Origin of the sequence: Bacteroides sp. AR29 (genome assembly GCF_900217715.1) — a bacterium.
Taxonomy (GTDB): domain Bacteria; phylum Bacteroidota; class Bacteroidia; order Bacteroidales; family Bacteroidaceae; genus Bacteroides; species Bacteroides uniformis.
This window is the reverse complement of record NZ_OBMS01000003.1, coordinates 95867-118911: the sequence shown is the minus strand read 5'-3', so window position 1 is coordinate 118911 and position 23045 is coordinate 95867. Positions and strand designations below refer to the sequence as shown.

General features: G+C 44.0%; 13 protein-coding genes. All 13 read right to left on the bottom strand.

The genetic code is table 11. The annotated features are described in order from the left end of the window. Positions 1-16: 16 nt before the first annotated feature. Complete coding sequence (locus CSD97_RS02070) at positions 17-1162, bottom strand: DUF4185 domain-containing protein (RefSeq protein ID WP_022400933.1); 1146 nt, start codon at positions 1160-1162, stop codon at positions 17-19. A gap of 22 nt (positions 1163-1184) precedes the next feature. Next, positions 1185-3128: a glycoside hydrolase family 172 protein gene (locus CSD97_RS02065; RefSeq protein ID WP_005824777.1), complete on the bottom strand. Its 1944-nt coding sequence runs from the start codon at positions 3126-3128 to the stop codon at positions 1185-1187. Between the two features lie 122 nt (positions 3129-3250). Further along, complete coding sequence (locus CSD97_RS02060) at positions 3251-4129, bottom strand: Ig-like domain-containing protein (protein WP_005824774.1); 879 nt, start codon at positions 4127-4129, stop codon at positions 3251-3253. A gap of 20 nt (positions 4130-4149) precedes the next feature. Next, positions 4150-6072: a RagB/SusD family nutrient uptake outer membrane protein gene (locus CSD97_RS02055; protein WP_005824772.1), complete on the bottom strand. Its 1923-nt coding sequence runs from the start codon at positions 6070-6072 to the stop codon at positions 4150-4152. A 16-nt stretch (positions 6073-6088) separates the two neighbouring features. Then, entirely contained in the window at positions 6089-9190 is a 3102-nt protein-coding gene (locus CSD97_RS02050) for a TonB-dependent receptor (RefSeq protein WP_098031896.1), read from the bottom strand. Between the two features lie 179 nt (positions 9191-9369). Beyond that, positions 9370-10563: a glycoside hydrolase family 172 protein gene (locus CSD97_RS02045; RefSeq protein ID WP_022400938.1), complete on the bottom strand. Its 1194-nt coding sequence runs from the start codon at positions 10561-10563 to the stop codon at positions 9370-9372. A 31-nt stretch (positions 10564-10594) separates the two neighbouring features. Then, on the bottom strand, positions 10595-12043 hold the full coding sequence (locus CSD97_RS02040; RefSeq protein ID WP_009037497.1) for a glycoside hydrolase family 125 protein: 1449 nt from the start codon (positions 12041-12043) through the stop codon (positions 10595-10597). A 101-nt stretch (positions 12044-12144) separates the two neighbouring features. Then, positions 12145-14127 (bottom strand): glycoside hydrolase family 97 protein, encoded by a 1983-nt coding sequence (locus CSD97_RS02035; RefSeq protein WP_022400940.1) that lies wholly within the window; start codon positions 14125-14127, stop codon positions 12145-12147. Between the two features lie 41 nt (positions 14128-14168). Further along, entirely contained in the window at positions 14169-17147 is a 2979-nt protein-coding gene (locus CSD97_RS02030) for a GH116 family glycosyl hydrolase (protein ID WP_022400941.1), read from the bottom strand. A 27-nt stretch (positions 17148-17174) separates the two neighbouring features. Next, entirely contained in the window at positions 17175-19271 is a 2097-nt protein-coding gene (locus CSD97_RS02025) for a hypothetical protein (RefSeq protein WP_055288458.1), read from the bottom strand. A 22-nt stretch (positions 19272-19293) separates the two neighbouring features. Further along, positions 19294-20700: a DUF4185 domain-containing protein gene (locus tag CSD97_RS02020; protein ID WP_022400943.1), complete on the bottom strand. Its 1407-nt coding sequence runs from the start codon at positions 20698-20700 to the stop codon at positions 19294-19296. 94 nt (positions 20701-20794) lie between these two features. After that, positions 20795-21208 (bottom strand): DUF4945 domain-containing protein, encoded by a 414-nt coding sequence (locus tag CSD97_RS02015; protein WP_225982630.1) that lies wholly within the window; start codon positions 21206-21208, stop codon positions 20795-20797. 24 nt (positions 21209-21232) lie between these two features. After that, entirely contained in the window at positions 21233-23041 is a 1809-nt protein-coding gene (locus CSD97_RS02010; RefSeq protein ID WP_022400944.1) for a RagB/SusD family nutrient uptake outer membrane protein, read from the bottom strand. Positions 23042-23045: the final 4 nt, after the last annotated feature.

Here is a 23045-nt window from a genome sequence, read left to right as displayed (position 1 = left end):
TCAAGTCAAGTGATTATTATTCCAGCTTCATATCGGCACACATCAGGAAAGCATTGTATGGCCCCCACATGGACATGATGAACCAAAGCTGGTCATCATTGTCTTTCAACGGATGTATGTAAGCGCAATACAAAGCTGGATATCTGTCCGCTTCCGCCAATACTTTCGGCTCGCTCCACTGGACGAGATCCTTCGATGTACAATAAAGAATGGCATGCCTTTTGGTCAAAGGAGTCTCGTCATGATTCGGATCATAATTATAAGTCAGAATCCAACGCTCAAACTTCTTGTGCCATATCAGCGACGCTTCTCCTACGGGACCTCTCAATACCGGAGTAGCGGCAGCCTCATTTCCACGTATCCACTCTTTACTTTCACCGTTCCAGTATTCATAGGCCTTCATATCCAGAAGATCTTTCTCAAGGAAACGCGCCAGATACGCAGCATCACCACGTCCGGCCTGTGTGCCGAGCATATAAATCCATCCGTCACATTTGGCATAAGCCACTTGCGAAAAATGACTGTCGGGAGAAAAAGTCACCTCTTCACGCCGCTCCCATGTCCGACCGTCATCATTGGAAGTATAGACAGAAGAAAAATTGGTAAGCCAGCGTCCATGAGGCGCTCCCCAATCATAGATGTTCATAATATGGACACAATCCGTTTTACCGGCCCGAATAGCACTCGTAGGGATGGAAGTCTGGTATACCTCCGGATTCGTCTTACCGCCCGCACATACCTCAAGCGCCTTACCATCGGCATCAAGCAGCATTGAATCTATTTTAAGACCGTCTGTAAGCTCTGTATCCGATGAAAAAGCCAGTACGTTGGAACGCCAGTTGGAACCATTGCCACCATTTTTATTCACGACAAAACCTTCTCCACTGGTATCTCCGAAAAACATGCCCACACGGTTTCCATCCATATGCCACATTAACCCCAAATCCGTTCCATATACATCAAAGTCAGGTCCGGTATTATTGGGATTCAGCAATGTATCTCCCGGCAAAGGATCACCCGTGACACGGGATATCATACGTACATTATCAATACACAGCGTTTTTTCACTATCAGCATCCTTACAAGCCATATTGCCCGTCAAACTACAGGTAACAAGCCCGAACAGTAAAATTTGTTTAGTTCTCATTCTTATCAATTCCATATACAAGTACACATTCCCACATCTATTCCTTTATTCTTTCCAGGATAATCAGTCCCAGTTCAAACTGGTCCCCACCGTTATTATTTCTCACATGGAAAGTGACTGAATTGGTTTGTTCCGTCAAATTGATGTCTCCTACATGTACTCTGTCTTTAGACACTTCTTTGTCCTTCTTAGTAGAGATCCATCCGGACAGTTGCTTCTGGCGTTGCCAAACCTGGAAGTCGGCACCATTCGGTTTCTCAAAATAGTTTATCAGCACTTTATATTTTCCTTCGGGCACATCGTTCAGCATGATGCGCACTACTCCTCCATGCTGGGTGGTCATACGGATTCCACGCTCATTTGTTACCTGGACACCTCCACCAAGACTCAGCTGCATCAGTTGAGGGAAATAGATATGTTCTGTCGGCTGATATACAGTGCGTAATTCAGCAGTAGGCTCTTCTCTGCCTTGCAATGGCTGGGCTGCATAGAAGAATCCAACAGATGTATAATCTACCGGAAAATTATTTTTTACTTCACCATGTTCCATTCCATGATAGATTTCCTTCTCATAGGACATTTTGTCGGCCAAGAAGAAACGGTATCCACCGGTTCTGGCCATCGGAAGCGAATAATCCAGGCAACCATGGAGGGGGAGGCTGTTTCCTCTGTCCCAACGATCCAATAAAGCATACCAGCCACCGTTGTAATAGTCTTCGGAGCCAGTGCCGTGCAGACGCATTTTATTATCTACGTAAGTGCTGTCATCCCCTTCGAAGAACAAGGTCATTCCCGGACGCAGGCCTTGTGCCTGATGGATGGTTCCTACATAATGTCCTTTTCCTTTTTGTGCAGCAAACTTATGGAAAATGCCGAGAGGAGTTTTCTCTCTACGCCATACAGAATAGAACTTACCCTCTTCCTTCACATTACGCTTATTACTGTTATAGTACACTTTAACGTTTACAGAAATAGGAGATTGCTGAATACCTTCTCTCTTTTTATAAATCATCTTCATAGAAGCTGACTTGTCAAAAGGCATTGGCAGATAGCAGTAGTTGGAAGTACCTTGCTTACCCATTAAGATACTCCGCATTGCTCCTTTTCCATAGGCATATCCAAAAAAATCAGCAACGGGGGCATAAATAGCCTCCACCTTCTCATTATCCCATTTAGCTGAAAGAATCACATCTTTGTATAAACCTTCGAAAGATGTTCCGCCATCAATCGACATACCTACAATACGTCCCGGTTCTGCCATCTCAAAGAAAGAAACTTCTTCTCCCGGACTCAGTGTAAATACCTTTTCTTCCGTCTGTACACCAGCTGATTTTCCAAAGGTATAATTCGTTACAGCAGGAGACAAGTCAGCCCATATTCTATTCACCTCAGCCAACAAATCCTTATCCTGCTGTGAGAATTCACCGGTATAGGTTTCCACCTTCTTTTCCGGCAAGTTACGGTATTGTATCTGAATGAATTCCAATTTAGGTCCATCGAAAACAATTTTGCAGGACTTTTTGTACGTAATGGGCAGATAACAATAAAAACCACCAATTTCATTACCACAAACGGGCTTTGTAAACGGATAAACCTTACCGGAAAACAAATCCGAGAACTTTATTTTCAGACCGGGCTCTTTCTGTCCATCAAAATAGAAATAGAGCATATTGTCCGTCGGTGTAGGAGTCCAGATTCGGTTGATGACTCCGGGGCCTTCCATCTCAGCAATCACCAACTTATCACCTTCCTTACGAAGGAAAGAATAAGTACCCGCAAAACCATCATCATTGCCTCCGGTACGGTCGTAACTCGAGAACTGCTCCACATAAGAGCCAGTGCGATACTCCGGCAATTTATCCACTCTTTTCAATAACTCCAGCTCATCCGTCCATCTGTATGGATTCTGAGCCACGGCATACGAGCCTGCCAATAGAATGGCAGACAAGAAAACAGAAACTTCTTTCAAATTAATTTTCATAAACTATTTTACTATATGTTTTTTAAAAAGGCAAGGAGAGAATGCCTGTTTAAACGGTATCTCTCCTCACTGACAGTATTATTTCAATAGAAAAGATTATGGTCTATAAAACCACATCAATTCTACTCTTCTGAAAGTACCATGGTATTTACGCCAAAGAATTTGGCCCATTGTACATTGTTCGGGCCCGGTTTCATTTCGATATAAACAACACCTTCGTCATTAGGCTCAATACCCTTAATCTCTACCGTTCTATCGAAATTATCGTCATTAACCAAATAAGCAACGCCATCGTTCTTTCCGATTACATGGAACTCGGTTTCAGTTCCACGGTCATTGATGTGACCATAGAAACTGAACGTATATTTTGTTCCTTGAGAGAGACCTGTCACCTTAAATCCACTGAGCGGAATAGCAATACCGTCGCTGAAAAACATATCCTCAGAAGCTGTTTTTGGAAGACCCAAATTATTATTCAAACCGCGAGCCAATTCTCCGGAAAACGGTTTGTCCACCTCGATGCCGAAAGTAGTAGGACGACCTCTATGGTCGAGCATATTTACCAATCCGGGGTCTCTGGGATTCCTATAGTTGTTAAACGGAGCCGGAGAATCAATGACACCAAAGTCAATGTAACACGTCTTAGGAGTCTTGGTAACAGTCAAGTCGCTAAAGTAGCACAACTTGCCATCAGCCGTTTCTACCTTGATGACCGTTTTTCCAACAGCAACAGGTGTAATTACAGCTGCATTATTTTCCACACCTTCAATGGTAGCCACATCGGAGTTGAGGACACTCCACTTCAACTGATAGGAATCGCCTGCCAGGTCATCAACAGAAGCGGTAACTGTGGCAGTTTCGTCAATCTCCAAATAAACCGATGATTGGTCAATACGTACAAACTTACGATTGGACAAGTCCACACTGTTATCATCCGAACAGGATGTCAATGCAGCAAATGCCAATGTCATCGCACTAAAAATGAATTTTATTGATTTCATACTTGTTCTCTAATTATTTATTAATATCCGGGAGCTTGTCTCAAATTGGGGTTGATGTCCATCTGAGCCTGCGGAACGGGCCATAAATACATTCTTTTGTTGAAGGTACGGCTCTTGTAGTAAGTTCTCTTATAAAAAGCCTTCGGATTGTTCACATCATCGCTCTTCTCAGAACCGTCATGATTCATACCATAAAGCTTGCCGCCCAGGTATTTGTCGGCAATCTTCCAACGACGGAGGTCATGGAAACGGATACCTTCACAATTGAACTCTACCCGACGTTCTTGCTGAATGGCGGCACGCATTTCTTCCTTACTCAGCCCTTCCTTCAAAGCGGGAATTCCGGCACGTTCACGAATCAAGTTCACATACTTATATACATCGGGAGTGGGAGCTGGCGAAGACTCGTTCAATGCTTCCGCATAGCCCAAATACGCTTCAGCCATTCTGTATAAGATACCCGGCTGATATACATACTTTCCATCTCTGGGAAGTACATCCAAAGAGATTCGCTTACGGACATTATAACCGTTCTGCGGAGAGTCGAAAGTCATATCCGTATCACGGCCTCCTTGAAGGAAGTCCACACGACGGTTATCAACTCCCAGCCATGCGCCATTATAGATGACGGAAACATAGAAGCGAGGCTCCCGGTTGCAATACATGTTGTAGGTACCTTCTTCTGTTACCGGGCTTACACCGGTTTCTTTATTGGCAAGGTTCGAAGGTCCACCGCCCGGCCACTTCGTGGTTCTATACTCTGTATTGGTAGAGAATCCGTTTTCCACATACCCCGATTCCGGGTTGATAATGGGCGAACCATCCTCGTTATATCCCAATATAGGCATTTCACCGTTCTTCATATAAAAAGCGTCCACCAGTTCCTGAGTAACACCCATAGCGGCATTTCCACCGATACCTTTCGGCAGATGATGAGCCTGCCAGTAGTTCAGGTCCACATTTTCGGGGCGTCCGAAAAGAATCTCCTTGTTGCCTTCTGAGAAGCGTTTCAACGACATGTTGTAGTAAGACATGAAGGGGTCGATACTTCCATCCACATTATACTCATAGTACAGCTTATGTCCGGCCGCTTCGGCTGCCTTTATCAAGTCGAGATGAGCTTTGGCAGCCTTTTCCCATCTTTCCGGCTTGGCTTCGGCATCAAAGAGGAATTCTCCTTCCGAATTCTTCCAGTCCTTGAGATCCGGATTGCCGTTGAACAATGGACTTGCGGCAAATAACAGTGTTTTGGCACGTATTGCCAAAGCCATGATAGAGGTAGCCCTGCCCCAATCGGTATTATTGGGATAGACAGCGGGCAAATGCTCTGACACTTCCAGCAGCTCTTTGTCAATCCAATCTACCACTTCGGCATAGGGTCTTTGGGGAGTCATCATCTCCGATTCGGGCGCATCGACGGAAACAAGCACACCGGGAGTAAACGGTATGGCACCATACAACTCAATCATCAAAGAGTAATAGTAGGCTATCAGGAAACGGACTTCGTACTTCATCTGGTTGACATAAGATTCCTTCAGGTCTTTTTCCGGAAGTACTTTTGCCTCTTGCAAGAAGATAAGGCCGGAACGTATGCGCTTGTGTAATTCTACCCAATAATAGGGGTCCCATGTTGAGATAGGACTCCAGTTTCCGGTGGTGTAGGCATACACATTGCTCCATCCATACGGCGACCAATCTTGGGGAATAGTGATATCATCGCCCATAATGTTATAACCTTGTGCCTTGAAATACCCCCACATGGGGCTGGGAATGGATGAATAAACACCTGCCAACCAGTCCTCAGTCCTTATCTTGTCCGTGAAAATCATCTCCATGGTAAGCTGGTCGTCGGGAGCCTTGTCCAAGAAATCGTTGCAACTCGTTGTCAATGCCAGGGTGCACGACAATAAGACAGCTTTTGCTATAGATTTATATTTTTTCATTTTCTTCGTATCTTAATTAATTGTTGAAATTGATGCTAAAACCCACTGATACAGATTTCATCTGTGGGTATCTCAATCCATCGGTAGTTTCCAGTTCGGGGTCCCAAAGCTTGAAGTTGGAGAACGTCAGCAGATTGGTTCCTCTTGCAAACAAACGGCAGCCGCGGATGCCAATTTTGGTAGTCCAACGTTGCGGAAGGGTATATCCAAGTTCCAGATTCTTCAAGCGCAGGAAACTCATGTCACGCAACCACCATGTGGAAGCTTGTTCATTGTTTGCCACAGCCTTGTCTCCCATACGGGGCCAGAATACATCTTGCCTCGGATTTTCGGGTGTCCAACGGTCGTCAATGTTCGAATAGATGTTACCAGCACCTAAGGAAGAACCCGGCAACCAGGTCTCTCCGCCCAAGAGCTGGTAGGTTTTACCTGTTCCTTGGAAGAATACTCCCAAATCGAACGACTTATAGCTTACTGTAGCTCCAAAACCATAGACAATCTCGGGAATACGTGTACCACCAATGGCTGTTTTATCTACTGCGGTCACTTCACCATCCCCGTTCAAATCTTTGTATTTAATGTCACCGGGACGTAGGTTACTCATATCACTGAACTTCTGTGCCGGAATTCCTTCCTTAAGCATACCGTTTTCATCGAAATCATCTTCCGTAAAGAGCCTTTCGGCTATCAAGCCAAACAATTGCCCTATAGGCTTACCGGTTTGCGAACGGTATGTACCCAAGATGGCGGCAGGTTCGTCTATTTCCACAACCTTATTGTGTGCGTAGGTATAGTTTGCCATAGCGGAAATGGCCCAATCGCTATTGAACTTATGGTTGACATTCAAAGACACATCAAATCCCTGATTCTCGACCTTGCCATAATTGGCCCAAACGGGGCGGTTGAATCCGGTAGAACCAGGTACATTGGTACGCTTCATAAAGATATCTTCACGCTTCTCCTTAAACACATCCACAACAATATTCACGCTATTGTTCCATAACCCCAAATCTAGTCCAGCATTCATCTTAGTCACAGTCTCCCAGGTCAGGTCAGATACACCAATCTCACCTTCCGAACGTCCCAAGCGATATATCTCTGCATCCGTACCCCAGCGATAAGAACCCGTATCAACGATAGTGGAAATATATGCAAAACGTCTGTAATCTGCGCGTCCCCTGATTCCCAACTCACTGTTTCCTGCCTTACCCCAAGTAGCCCTCAACTTTAAATTGGAGATGATACCTGAAAGCGGCTCCATAAACTTTTCCTGAGACACAATCCATCCTATCGCCGCTGCCGGGAAAAAGCCGAAGCGTTTGCCCTTGGCAAAGTTCTCGGAACCGTTATAACCGAAATTCAGCTCGGCGATATAACGGCTGTCATAAGTGTACGAGAGTCTTCCAGCTATACCTTGTGTACGATAAGGAAGCGCTTCTCCGTTGTTGTAGTCCTTTTGATTGTACAAAAACATCCCCCCCACATCATGTACGTCACCGAAAACATGATTGTACGAAAGCATTCCTTCCAGATAGATGGACTGGTCGCCCCATTCAGCTCCTTTTGCATAGCCCAGGAACTCTTGTCCGGTGGTCTGCACATCAGTGATGATGTTGCCCTCTGCATCGCGTGCGGTGGCGGGATTGTAGTAATAGGGGTTCTTGGAACGTGTTACGGAAGTTGCCGAGAACTTGTCGAAAGAGAAGGTTCCTTTGAACTTCAATCCCGGTGTAACGAACTTCAAATCTTGTTCCAACGATACTAAGGATTCAATCTTATTATGATTTAGTTTTTCGTATCCACGCTGCGTGGCCCACGCCCAAGGGTTCTCCTTGTACATCACACGTGGAATGCGCCCATCGGCATAGATAGCCGGATGCACGTAGGGAGGTACACGCATGGCTTGATAGAAAATGCCCTGGTTGGTTTCCGTGTCTCCCGGAGGAGCGTTACGAGTTTGCAGGAATACGCCCACATTGGCGCGGAACAAAGTGGTGGGAGTCACATTCACATCTACATTGGAACGCACCGTATATCGGCTCACCTTCAGGGAAGAGTCCCACTCCTGGTTTTTGTCGCGTTCAATGATACCGTTCTCATTGTAATATCCTGCCACCAACGCATAACGAAGAATGTCCGTACCACCGTTGACACTAACGTTCGCCTTTGTGTTGTCTGCATGGTCTTTGGAGATAACATCCCACCAATTCACATCGGGATAGAGTTCCGGGTCGGTCTGGTTCTTGTAGTTCAGCAGGGTGGCTTCGCTTACAAACGGGTTTCTACCCTGCTCGGCATACATTTCGTTAATCAGTTCCAGATACTTCACACTGCCGATGTAGTCGGGTATCTTGATGGGTTGCGTAAAGGAGTGTTCGAAGCGGACGTTCACCTGCGGCTTTCCAATCTTGCCGCGCTTGGTCTCAATCATCACTACACCATTGGCACCGCGCACACCATAGACGGCACTGGCGGCAGCATCCTTCAACACGGAAAAGGAGGCGATTTCTTCAGGGTCGATGTCGTGGAGCGAACGCTCGACGCCGTCCACCAATACCAGCGGATTGGTATTGCCAGTAAAGCTACTGATACCACGAATCCAGAAGTCGGAGTTATTGAACCAAGGGTCACCGCTACGCTGAACCGCAATCACACCGGGAACCATACCCGCCAAGTTGTTACTAAGCGAACGGCTGGGAGCCGCGGCAAGTTTGGCCGGCTCTATATTGGTAATGGAGCCGACCACAGAAGCTTTCTTCTGCGTTCCGAAGCCCACTACCACCACTTCGTCAAGGGCTGCCACATCTTCTTCCAAAGCTACATCAAGCACTCCTTTGGAGCCTACCGCTACCACTTTATCCTTAAAGCCAATATAAGAGAATTTTAATGACGGCTTATTACCTTTCAACGTAATCGTATACGTACCGTTGATGTCCGTCACCACACCATTAGAAGGGTCTGCCGCCTCCGTCACATTCACACCGATGAGTAACTCACCTTGTGCATCCATCACACGTCCGGTCACCTTCTTAGGCGACTGGGCAAATGCCGAGATACTGATGCACAACAGTAGCATCAGCATCCAGCCCGCAAATTGCTTTTTGGGAATATTCTTCATTTCGTACCTTTATTAATGATTTATTGAATTTGCTGCTCCGTAGAACTATTTTTCCATAGTCGTGCCAATATAGTGGCACAGTTTTGCCAATATAGAGACACAGTTTTGCCAATATAATGGCAAAACCCCGGATATAAATATCAGCCTATGAACGTATAAAAAAAGAGCGTTACAAAAGTTTACTCGTTGCCCCACAGAGTGGCTTTGTTACCCTTGGACTTACGCCAGGCATCCCGCCAACGATGTATATCAACATGGTTGATGAAAGGTTTCGGAGCACGCTGTGCCTTTGTAGGAGCTTCGGGAAGAGCCACAGCCGAATCTTGGTACCAATAAGCCACGGTAGACAAATCCAACGTCAAGTTGTTGTTGGAGCCATGTTCGATGGTTCCCTTCAGGCTCTTTTCAAAGAAAATGGGATCTTCAATGAAGAATCGGTAAACGTGGGTACGACCCAGCCAGCCTATATCATTGTTCACACGGGGATAACCGAAGTAAGGATGCGAGAAGGCTTCTTTAGGACACCAGGCCGTATTGAAGAAGTCTTCCGTACCTGTACCTATCAGCGAGGGAACCTTTTCTCCATCAATGAACCACATGTCGTCACCTTCGCCATACCACATGGGAGTGGGACAATGCACATAGTAATTGATACCTACAAAGTGTCCCTTGCCTTGGGTTTCCATGAACACATAGTTGCGTTCGCCGGTGGTGTTCGGCTTCTGGGCACCGGTAACTCCCCACTCCGTCTCGCCTTCGGGAAGTGCTTCAGTCAGGTTGTGGTTATACCAGGCATGAAAGCGGCCCATGTCCTTGGGAAGCTTCGCCATCTCCAGATAATCCACGTAGAAGTAGAAAGCATCTATGTTGCGGTCGCTCTGGTTCTCAATTTCAATGCGTGCGCCCTTCTCGAAAGGCATAGCGAAATAGCACGACAGACCGGTACCGTTTTCAGGACCGGCCGAAAGAGGCAAGGATGCGTAGTTGTATCTCTCATCCCAGCCTTGTCCGAAGAAAGGGCCGATGGGAGACTCTACCGAAGGATAATCGTTGCCGTCCCAATACATGCGAATGATAATGTCGTTTCTGCTCAAAGTGGGAGGTGGAGGCGCAATCGTCACCCAAATGTGGTTGATGACTCCCGTTCCCTTGATGTCTGCAATGATGCGTTTCTCACCTGGTTTGAAGGGCTCCAAGTGATCTCTGTTACCTCCGGTAGGATCTGTACTGGAGATTCTTTTGTTTTTTACACCCGACTTCAACTTTGCCAAGTCAAACATTTCGTTCGTCATGTTCGACTGTGCAAAAACAGTAGGAAAGTACAATCCCAGAACAAGGGAGAGTAACAAACTGAATTTTGTAATTCTTCTCATAAATTTTTGTTTACATTGATTAATTAGATGATTAATATTCCAATAAATATGGTTTCTCATTGAATGTTTTCCACAGCAATTCTCCAAACAATGTATTGGCCCATGCAAACCAGCTCCTTGTGAATTTCTTGGGGTCATCCTTGTGGAATGACTCGTGCATGAACCCGGTACCGGCATGCGTTTTCTGGAGCATCTGGATACATTGCTGTAACTCTTTATCGTCTTGAGCAGTCAGGGCTTTCATTATCAGGCTCATCGGCCATATCATGTCCGTACCAATATGATGTCCTCCTATCCCTTCAAAATAAGAACCTTTAAAGAAATAAGGATTGTATTCCGACCACACGAATCTTCTGGTATTGGCATAAATTGCATCATCACTATCAACACCACCCAGATAGGGTAACGCCAGCAGATTAGGGACGTTGGCATCATCACTAAGATAAGCCGATCCAAAGCCATCTATTTCAAAAGCATAGATTTTACCGAACTTCGGATGATTCACCACGGCATAAGTCTGCAAAGCATTATAAACTTCTTTACTCAACGCCAACAGTTCATCAGCCAGTACATTGTCTTTGGTTATCTTTTGAACCATTTCGGAAGCCTGCCTCAAACTGGCCACCGCAAAGAAATTGGACGGGACGAGAAAAGGAAAGATAGTGGCATCATCACTAGGCCTGAAAGTAGAGCAAATCAATCCGACCGGATTTACTTTATAGCCCACTCCACCCATAGGAACAGCATCTATAGCCCATTCCGAAGTTCTGCGAAAGCTATAAGGCCCGTTACCATCTTTTCTCTGCTGTTCCTTGCAGACCCTTAAAACGGTTTCTATCGCCTTCTTCCATTGCGCATCGAAAGGAGAAGCATCATTTGTCTTTTTCCAGTATCCATATGCCAGGCGAATGGGATAGCAAAGCGAATCCAACTCGTATTTACGCTCATGAATACCCGGTTTCATCTCCGTATGGTCGCTGTTCCATCTTGTATACTTCGTATCATCATCATAAAAGGCATTGGCATACGGATCCTTCAATATAAAGGAGGTCTGCTTATTGATAACGCCAATTATCAGTCTTTGCAGGTTCTTATCTTCAGACATGAAATCCAAATACGGATATACTTGGGCAGAACTATCCCTTAACCACATGGCATCAATATCACCGGTAATCACATATGTATCCGGTCGGCCATCCTTTTCTGAATAAAAAACGGTTGTGTCCAACGTATTCGGAAAACAATTCCCAAACAGCCAGCCCAGTTCTTCATTCTTGACCTTCTGTTTAAAAGTAGCAATGGCCTTTTCAATGGCAGGACTTTTGAAGTTCCTTTCCGATATAGGCTTCCTTACTGTTGGAAACGACGAAAAAGAGGCAGCTGTCGAAGCTACGCCTGAATTCGCAAACATCAAGTTTTTATTCAGCGCATATCCTGCCCCCAAAAGGCCCACTCTCTTTATAAAATTTCTTCTGTTCATGTTATAAATCCATTGACTAAAAATATTATCCTGGAACAATCTTCTTATCCTAACAAACTAACAACTGATTGAAATACAATTTCAACTGATAAACATCACCCTTATAACCTTCTGATATGTAATAGCGCTCCTCCATCCTTTGCCAGATTCAGTTCAATGATATCCTTCCTTGTAACTTTCCGTACCTGTCTGTCCAGATGGTTTGGATTCCGGTCTACATCCTCTGCATCGGTATAGATCGTTGCTTGGTAGTCTCCCTCACTAAGGAAGTCCAATTCCAATTTCAGATTCCTTTCCGCACCGTTGTTTAGCGAGCCTACCCACCAGTCCGAACCGCTCCTGCGGGCCACCGTGACATGCTCATTCATCTTTGCCAGCGGAACTCTTATCTCATCCCACGTTCCCGGCACGGTACGGAGCACCTCGAACCCCGGTTGACCTTCATAAGCCTTTGGCGTATCGCACAAAGAGGTGAGATGGTTTTCCAAAACCACATACATGGCCAACATATGGCAGCGTGTGCTCATTACATGAGGATTTACATACTGTATCTTGAACTCCGAGCGCGGCAGTGCCCTGAACCCTCCCAGGTGATAGTCCGTCGCTCCCGCCAGCATCCTGGTGAAGGGTATCGCAATGTCATGGTCCGCATTCACCAGCGTGTCCCATTTGCATACTTCATAGTTGAGTGTCCCCTCCCGTGTGAATTCATTCGGATACGTCCTTACCAGTCCGGAAGGCTTGCTCGACCCATGGAACTGTATGAAGAGCCTGTGTCTTGCCGCACATTCCAGTATCTCTTCTTGGATGCGTATCATCTCTTGGTCATTACGGTCCATGAAGTCCACCATGAGTCCTTTTACTCCCCATCCCTCATAGAGCGCAAAGGCTTCTTCGAGTTTGTCGTACAACGGTCTCCAGTGTACCCACAGATGTATGCCAACCCCCTTGCTCCTTGCATATTCCACAATTCTCGGCATGTTCAGGCACGGTATCGGTTTTGTAACGTCCGCATTGGGTCCCGCCCATCCGAAATTGAAGTTGTCATCATAGTACCAAGGAGTCTCCGCATATCCGTAGATTCCATGTGCATCCAAGCCATTGCGTGCTGCAAAATCAATGTAGTACTTGTTTGTATCGAAGTTGTTTCCCGGAGAGAACGTGCTGTCCGGCACGACATTCCCGTTCCACCATGTGAACGTGGTCCTGCAAGGCTTAATCCATGAAGTGTCTTCAATCCTGCAGGGCTCGTTCAGGCTTGTTAGTATATTCGTCTCCAGCAATCCTCCCACCCGGTCTGCAACGGAGATTACGCGCCACGGGGTACGGTGCGGGAAACTGTCTGTCTCGACCTTTATCTTCTCCTGCCCCAGTTTTGGCGAGAGCTTTCCCACCAGTCCACCCTTCTCCTTCACCAGGTACATTCCCGCATAGTCCCTTATGGCCGCTTCAGTTATAACCACTGCCACCCCGTTGTCGAACTCGAATGTCGCCGGCATCTCTATCAGCCTTTTCCTTGCCACCTTGTCATATCTTACATGACTGTATACCCCTTCGTGTGTATTCACATACCCGGGCAGGTACATGAGCAACGCCATCGGGTTTCCTTGCAAGTTGAACTGTGTCCTTTCATCATACATCACGTATGAATCCCATGCTTTCTGTTCCGGAAATTCATATCTGAATGCTATCCCGTCATCGAATGCCCTTACAACCAGGTTTATCAGACGGCCGGAATCTGACCGTTCCTGCATGGGAACGGTCATTTCATTGCAACGGCTACGTACACTACTTGTCTTGCCGACAATGAGCTTGTATGTCTCATCAATCTTTTTACGCTGCACCTTTCCTGCTTTAAGATTCCTTCCGAACTCTCCGCTATCAAAGCTGAAACCAAGCAAAGAATTTGCTATAAGAGACTGCTTCCTATAGTCGATGTCATATGAAACACTCTCCGGCGTTACTTTCAGAGAAAATCTAAGTTTTCCGTCAGGAGACGATACAGACATTCTCTGCTGTGCAGAAACAGCTATAAAACAAAATAGTGCAACACACAAAACAAGAAGTTTCTTCTTCTCTGTCATCTTAATCTGTCTTTGATTGTACATCCCTATCCTAATTGACCTCAATCCACAATCTTGCCTGAAACATTATAGCGTTTCACATCAATGTTGCCATAAACCACGTTCAACACAGGCTTTCCTGCTTTCCATTCAATAGTTCCGAAACCGGTATCAGTACTGATGAAACTTTTGAAATCACCAATCTTAGAATTGATGTACATGGTTTTGTCAACAGCATCATACCGCACTCCTGTAAGCCCCTGCAACATTCCATAGCTTGCCATGGCACGTGCATACCAATGCCCGCACTCTATCTCATTGAATGGGTTTCTTACTCTTCCATCATATCTCTCACGGCATTCACGGACAATATCCAAGCCCTTTTCCACCTCACCTTTCATCATCAAATGACTGGCAACCTGATATTCGATACCGGTCCAGACTTCATTGCTGTATACAAAAGGCAGTGACAGCATACCACCCTTCGGCCATGTGCAAAGCAATAATCCGCCATCCTTACCACAAGCATACACCGGTCTTTGAGGATTGAAATGGTCTACCAAGTCATGTTTCAGATTGTATTTGTGTACGGCCACCAGATGGCTCCTGACCTTTTCATTGTCCAGCACTTCATCCAGTCCGCATACGGAAGCCATCCACATCCCTAAAATTCCATCGGACAGACAACCGGTACCGTATTGGTATTTTGGCCCTTCTTCCTTCAGCAATTTCAGGGCCTCATCGGAATAACTTCCCCCGAAAGACATTACATCAACCGGATTGGGAGCCTGAAGCCCTTCCCACTGAATCTTCTGTATGAAATATTCTCCATCGAAGAGTGCAGTTTCCATATATTTCTTGCCCTTTGACAGCAGGGCCGTATATTCCTTAACGGGTTGCTTCAGCTCCTTGCCCATCTCTATAAACGCAGTCAAAGCTCCCAAATAGAAACTTGTACACATGCCGTCCGGTCCCCAGAACTCGATGTCATAAGTATTGTGGTGCGGCTCTTCAAGATAGCCCTTATGCAAGGGGTCCCATGTACGGATGCAATAGTCAAGACTCTTTTTCACTGCCGGGAAAAGGTCTTTCATCCACTGTGTATCCCCGCTGATACGCCATTCACGGTAAACTTTCATAATCCCGCCCAACTGTCCGTCGGCAGCAGCATGGAAGTTGTGAGGTGGTGCCGAAATAGGCAAGTTTACTCTAAAATTCTGGTGTCCTTCCGTATTCTGGCTTACCCTGAATTCCGTTTCACGCAAGGTTCTTTCCAAAGACGGGAACAAATGGGGCAAAGCCTGTGCATAGTTCCACACATGCGTACAACTTCCGTGACAAGAGCCAAAAGAATCCTGACATCCTTCCCAAGCCCAAAATCTTCCATCCCATTGACGTAATACCGTAGGAGATTTCAATATAGTTAAATTAGTAGCAACAGCCTCCAGTACTTCTGCCGGCAAAGAGGAACTATAGAATGCATCACTGAACAGCCGGCTGTTCTTTTCCAGCATCGCCTGATTTGCATCCCAATAGCCGATAACCTCATTCAAACTCTTGAAACGCTCCGAGTACCAAGGTCTGTAGGTAGCTTCGACATCTCCTTCATCTGCCAGGAATTGTTTTTCTTCTTCAGAAGAATCCACAACCTGCCAGTCTCCCCAACTGTTGCTTTCAAAATCGGCAAGTAAGGTGGATGTAGAAGACAAGTTGTAAATATCTTCATTCCTATTGTCTGTCAACACAAACTGGTCGGCCAGAATATGTCCCCACGGGTAAACATCCAAATCAATGACTTTCACAAAAGCCTTCTTTCCTTGATAAGGTTTCAAATCCCATACGGTTTCACTCAGAGTCTCCGTCTGATTTCCGACCGCCGTCTCTACAATCTTTCCGTCTACTACAAGATTTACAGAAGTACGGTCAGCCTGACTGCCTCCACCTACCAGAAACTTCAGATATCTTTTCCCAATATTGAACTCAGGAGACTGAATAATACCCGTCAGTCCATCTCCACCCTTATCGAACGAGTTCAGCAACTGCTTGCCGACAAAGCCGCTCACAGGTTGCTGACCGGAAGCCGTTCCCTTGCAGGGCATCCCCGTAAATGCCTGTCCTACCTTTCTGGCACCACCGATAGAAAGGTTTGAATCGGGCAGATACCAGCAGAAGTTTACCTTGACTGTTTTTGTCTCTCCCGGCTGCAACGTCAGCGGAACATAAACAGACGCTCCCGGAGCAACACCCTTAACCGGCTGCTTATCAGCGATCCGCCCATAGCGAATATTATCCCAAACCACAGTCTGCGGATCGAACCAGGCACCACGGAACCAACAATGGTCTACAACAGCAGCAGCATTGTCCACATAAATAGCTAGCCCACTGTTGTTCTGATCGGATTCTAAAACAAACCCGTTCTTTACTCCTCGGATAGTACCCTGACCATCAATGAAATTTTTGGTATTATAAGAAAACACGGTTTCGATAGCCTTATCGGAAGTGTTTGTAAACTGATATTCCAGTACTCCAACCGGTAAGCTGGAATTGTCCGCATCCGTCGGAATAAAAGGACTCCAACCCGTAATCTTTGCCACCAAAGGCATATCCTTGTCTCTTAAATCAATAGTCGCAAAAGGAAAACGTGTCTGGAAAACCGCCTCCTCAAAGCGGGGAAGGCCATATGTCTTGTCTCCCCTACCTAAACCACTCTGTGCAGGACCAAATAACTTCCAAGTCGGAACCTGCCCTTCCAATACCTTTGCTCCGTTCTCAACCCCCTTTACATAAATCGCAGCAAAGGTATACGGCTCATTCATCACATCAGGATGGTGCCTGAGAGACACATGCGAAATGGCACCGGTTCCCTCCAAACAGAACATTCCGGCGCCGATTCCCCCTATAGGAAATGCAATCTTATCCAGATATTCCTTTTGATACTTACCGTTAAACTCCCGCCCTTCACTGTTCTGGGACATTGCTTTACCCGGAAACAGTATAGCCACATTAAATAGGGCCAATAAAGTTAAAGTTGATCTTACCATAGCTGAATTATTAATGTTAACGAATCATTATTCTATTTTTCCAAATTTATCAAGGAGGCGGTTGTACGCTTCAGCCGCTGCTCCATTTCCCCAATCATAGATTGTAAACTCACCCATACCTTCACCTGCCGGATTTGTACGGCCGCCATGCCCGTAATTTTCCATTATGAATCCATAATCCTCTGAAGCAAAGAACGGATGAACTTTTTCCCATTGCTGTTTGGTTTGAGGATTTTCAGTACAATACATCATTACAAAAGATGCCTTAAGTGCAGCATATCCCCGTTCTATATACTCTGGCTTATCAAGAAGTTTTCCATATTGAATGATGAGTTCGGAAAAAAGACTTTCGCGTGAATCATTCCATTCACCATCGGCATTCAACACACCAAAACCACCCAATACATTTACATACATGTATGGCGGCTGCCACGATGCTTGGGTCATCAGCAATTCATCAAGTGTACGCTGTCCATAATCAAGATATTCTTTATTTGAGGTAAGACGATAGCACTCCAGTAAGGCTTCAGCTGTCCAGAACATTGAAAAATTATTCTGTTTATGCATATTGTTCCGCAAAACTTTTTTACCTACCAAGTTATCCGAACCGTAACGAGAACAAGACCAATAGGTTTCAAAGTCTTCCCACTTCCCAACCGGGATAATTTCATGGATAACTGCATTCATGGCTTTAAATGCTGCCCGTTTATACTCTTCCTTATGTGTAAGCTCATACAGTTTAAGTAAAAAAGTAACTGATAAAGATGTTTCAGGAGAAGCATTCAAATGGTTCATCGGCTGCATTGTCTTTAAGTCAAGCCAGCCAGGGAAAAAACCATTTTCATACTGTATTCCAAGTAAAGCCATCGCATAATCTTCTGCATAAGCCAAAAGACGGGCATCTTTTTCTAATTCATCATACCACCGAAGCATCAACAATGCTGTCCAACTCATATCAAGAATATGATACGGAGATTCTTTCGGATTCCAGGTATAAGGATTTCTGTTGGAATTTCCCCAATAATAGGTATTCCACCCCTTGCTCCGATTATACTTTTTACCATCAATCTCTACTTCATGCATTTCCGTACCGATAAGTCCATAGAAAAAACCATTCCTCTGCGGAAATGACAGAGCCAGTTCTTTTGTCAAATTTGCTTTTGCAAGAAGCTCCCTATTACCGGTTCTTCTTGCATATCGATATAATCCACTTGCAGAACGCAATGAACTGAACCATGCCTGATTCCAGATAGAACGAAATTCACGTTCATTAATCTCTCCCGGATAATTAGGACTTTGAGTAACATTCACAATGAATACGGGAGCACCCACTTTTTTCCCATCTAACTCAAATTGCTGCCACACATTTTCTGACCATGAATTAAAAGCCCAATTATAAGTATGTTTCACATACGTTTCTAGGTTTTCCTTCACCGGATTACCTTTCTCATATGCAGCATGCCCCCATCGACTCCACATAAATTCTAACGGCTTCTTAAAAGGATTCCGCAATACTTCCTTGCTATCAGAATACATCAAATAAAAGCCTATTTCAATATCTCCTTTTGGGTAAGTAGTTTCTTGATCACGCTCAAACAGAACGTGTTCGAATACATGGTTATTACACATTCCGAGAATAAGTGTATTAGAGGATGCGTCCATATCCATATACCATCGTACAGGAGTCCCCTTCTGCATAATATCCAAATCGGGAATAAGAATAAGAGTTTGATGATCGTCTGCTACAATAAGGGCAGGAGAACGGAATACATGTTGATCGATGACATTTCTATCAGTAGGAGTAAGATGTGGCGCCCAATGGAACGAAGGTAAAAAATCCGGCTTTACGGCTATACGCCAATCACCTTGTTGAACAGAGTTTTTAAGCGAAAAAGAAAGGTTTATGTACAAAGTGTTGTTATCTATCACTTTCACATGGCTTTTTCCTCTCTCAATTCCTAATAAATCATACTGTATAGCATCAATAGCTTTACTAAAATTTTTCGGAAAAACACCCTTATTCAACTCAATTCTCTCTTGTGCATCCCAATGCTCTTGAGCACAGATGCCTATGTTGGACATTATCATCCAAACAAAAGTTATAATTAATGTGCGTGTGTTCATGATATTATATTTATCAATATAATTAAAACTCTCCCATATCAGCCAATTCAGCCTTCATTAAAAAAACATTATAAGGCATCCACATTGACATCGTAAAATATAAATTATCACCAGTTACCGACAACGGATGAATGTAAGAACCATACAATTGGGCATACTCTCTACCATTAGCAAGCTCATAGGGTTCACTCCATGGGCCAGTTATGTCTTCTGCCGTACGCATAGTTATATTATATCTATCTGCATTGAAATAAGCAATTATCCATTTCTTATGTGTCTCGTTATATATAAAAGAAAGTTCACCAACCTTATCTTCTATTAATACTGTTGCCTCATTTTCATTGCCTTTTATCCATTGATTAGTAAAAGCATTCCAATATTCATAAGCTGTCTTATTCTCAATATCTGTTTCATGAAATCGTGCTAATTTAGCATTGCTATCCCTCCCCGTTTGAGTACCTATCATATAAACATATCCATCTTTCTTAAAGTACCCTACCTGGCCAAAAAAACTATAAGATGAGAAGGTTATATCTTTACATTTAGCCCATGTCAAACCATTATCAACCGACTTATATATTCCCGAATAATTTGTAATCCATCCCGTCCAATTTCTCATATTAAAATAATGCACATAATCTATTCCATTAGCACGAATAGCAGCTGTTGGGATAGAAGTCCAATCACCATTACCTGACGAATCTTTTCCCCCATATACTATCTCGCGGGCATACCCTTTATCATCAGTAGCCATATTGCTGAATGACAATCCATCTTCTAAATCATTATCCTCCGAGAAAGCCAGCACATTACTACGCCAACTCCCTCCGTTAGGTCCAGGATTAGCCAGATTAGGCTTAAAGTCATACCCAAAAGTATCACCAAAGAAAATTCCATATTTTCCGGGCTGCATCTCCCAAATAATGCCAAGATCTGTTCCTCCTACATTCCATTTTGTCGCAGTATTATTAGGGTTTGGGAAGTTTTCTCCGTCCATAGAACTACCAGTTACACGAGCAGTACGACTGACGCTTCGGATAAAGAATCCCCAACGGTTATCCACATTCAAAGAAAGGTCATTCGATTTGTTTCCATCTTTATAAACTGCTACCAATATCAATCTAAAATTCTGGGGATCCGTCTTCTGAACCACATAATTAAATACATAATCTGCAGTTAACTCATTTCTATCTATTTTGACTGAATAACTATTTCCTCCACTTTTTCGAACCATCAGATAATCTATGGCATCTATATTCTTAAAATTCAGAATCGTTGAAACAACCTTCGTGTCTTTATTTGGAATCAGAAAAGTTTTCGCAGAGATAATCTCATCAACTGGTATAAAAGGCTCATTTTCCTCTTTATCCGAACAAGAAAACAACAAGAATATAGAGAAAGAAAGAACCATAAATAGAATATTTTTCATAGCGTCTGTTTTAAGTCAGTTTACTGTATCTATAGATGCAGTACACGGGAAGCATAGAAATACCGGACTGCATCTATGATACAGCAAACTTTAATTATTGAATGTCAATTACCTGACCTTCGGAGTATATTCTGCTGGATATTCCGGTTTCTACAACTTCGTCTGTCAAGTTTCCTACCAATTTTACAACGAATCTGTACCTTTTATTCGCATCGATTGCAATGCCTTCGGCAAATGTCCCTTCATTACCAATGGTTATCACATCTCTATAGATGTCATTCTCCACTTTCTGAATACTTACTTCAAGAGGCCTCAAAAACTCATCAGGTATATTATCTGGAATTTGCCATGTCAACTTCACTGTATTCCCTTGTACTGAATAATCAAGGTTTTCCACTTTAGGCAAAATATAATGTGTTCCTTTACTGCCTACAACATCTCTGTCGTAACAACCAGTAAACAATAAACAAGTAAATATTACCATGCATATTCTTACTATATTTTTCATAATCATAATTCTAAAAGTTTAATATTAATATCCCGGATTTTGTGTATAATTACCTTTTGCCCACTTCATCTGAGCCTGTGATATGGGGAAGAATTCATCTCTACCAGCAGTAAAGCGTGCTATATTCATCCAGTCAAATCTATTTCTTTCCACTGCAAAATAAGCATTCATCGTTTTCTCCAGAGTTCCCCAACGCTGCAAGTCGAAGAAACGGCGTCCTTCACAAGCTAGTTCAAGACGGTTTTCCCATTCCATGGCCTTCCATGCAAATTCTTTGGTCCATGTACAATTCACACCAGGTTTATACAACTCACATTTGTAGTTCAGAATATAGCTTCCATCCGCAGTTTTCAGATTCTCAAGACTATTGGCGGCACGCTGACGAATTTTATTAATCAAAGGCAAAGCTTCATCTTGTCTGTCCAATTGAATTAGGACTTCTGCTTTCCATAGTATCACTTCATCATATCTGATTAATCTCTTGTTCATAGAGTTAAACTGCCAACCATCGTACAGCAAACAGTCACAATTAGGATGCGGTAATTCCTTCACAGATTTCAAATAACCATACTCAACACCATTACGAATACCACGGGCCTCAAAAATCAAATAAGGGTCATACTTCCAAGGCTGTCCGGGTGCACATATCGTATGACTGAAACGAGGGTCGAAAGTGTAGCGGTCGAAGAAAGCCTTATTACCGGCATCTACAAGTGTAATATCATCCGAACCATCGGCTTTCTTTATGTAATCACCATAGCAATCATCATTATAGGTATCAAACAACGGTAATCCATTTTCACCAGTCTTGAAAGCATTACCCATTGTATAGCTTGCATGATGGAAACCACAACACTGAAAACCTCCCCAATTCCACGGATGATTCAGTCCTTCACTTCTATTGATTTTACCCCCAGTAGAACTATTATCATTGATAGAATACTGAATCTCCCAAATGGATTCTTTCGTATTGTTATCAGACTCAATCATGAAATTCTCACCAAAATTGCTACATAAGTCCAAAGCTTTACCTTCTTGTTCCGTCAACTTGTTCAGATAAATCAAAGCTTCATTCAGCCGTTCTTTGTTTACATTAATCACCTGATGTCTCTCATCTTGCTCATAAGCCATAAACATCAATGTTCTTGCAACCATTGCCGTTGCCGCATTCTTATTGACTCTTCCTTTATCTATCTGTACTTCTGGAAGATATGACTCTGCATCCTTGAAATCCTTAAGAATTCTCTCCCACAGATACTGATCATTCGGATAGTTCTTGTCCCTATTCGGTACAGCCTCAAAATCTGCAGAAGTACCTGTTATAGTTTCATCCATGTAAGGTATATATTTGAAGAACTCTTTCAGTCTGAAATGAGTAAATCCGCGAAGAAACAGCATCTCACCCATTCGACTGTTCTTTACTGGAAAATCTTCTTCAGAAATCGGCTGCATTTTCTGGATTGCAGTATTACATCTTTGGATAACTTGATAAGAAACATACCAAGGGTAATCAATAGGCCAGCCATTAGGAGTCAAATTCACAAAGGTTTCCATATATCCCCATCCATCGCCGCCGTCCCAGACGCCTCCTCCTCCTTTATAAGAGTCATCAGAACGAAGAGAACCAGACCACCAAGGTGAGAATGGTGAATCCCAAGACGGAATATCTGTCATTCTTGCATAAGCAGCTGTTACAAAGCCTTCCATATCACTTGGTTTAACAAGCAAGTTCTCATCCAAAACTTGTTTGGGATTTACTTGTAGGAAATCCTCACATCCGGTCAAGCCGAATGTAGCGGTTAAAATCAATAATGATGATATAAACTTTTTCATTGTG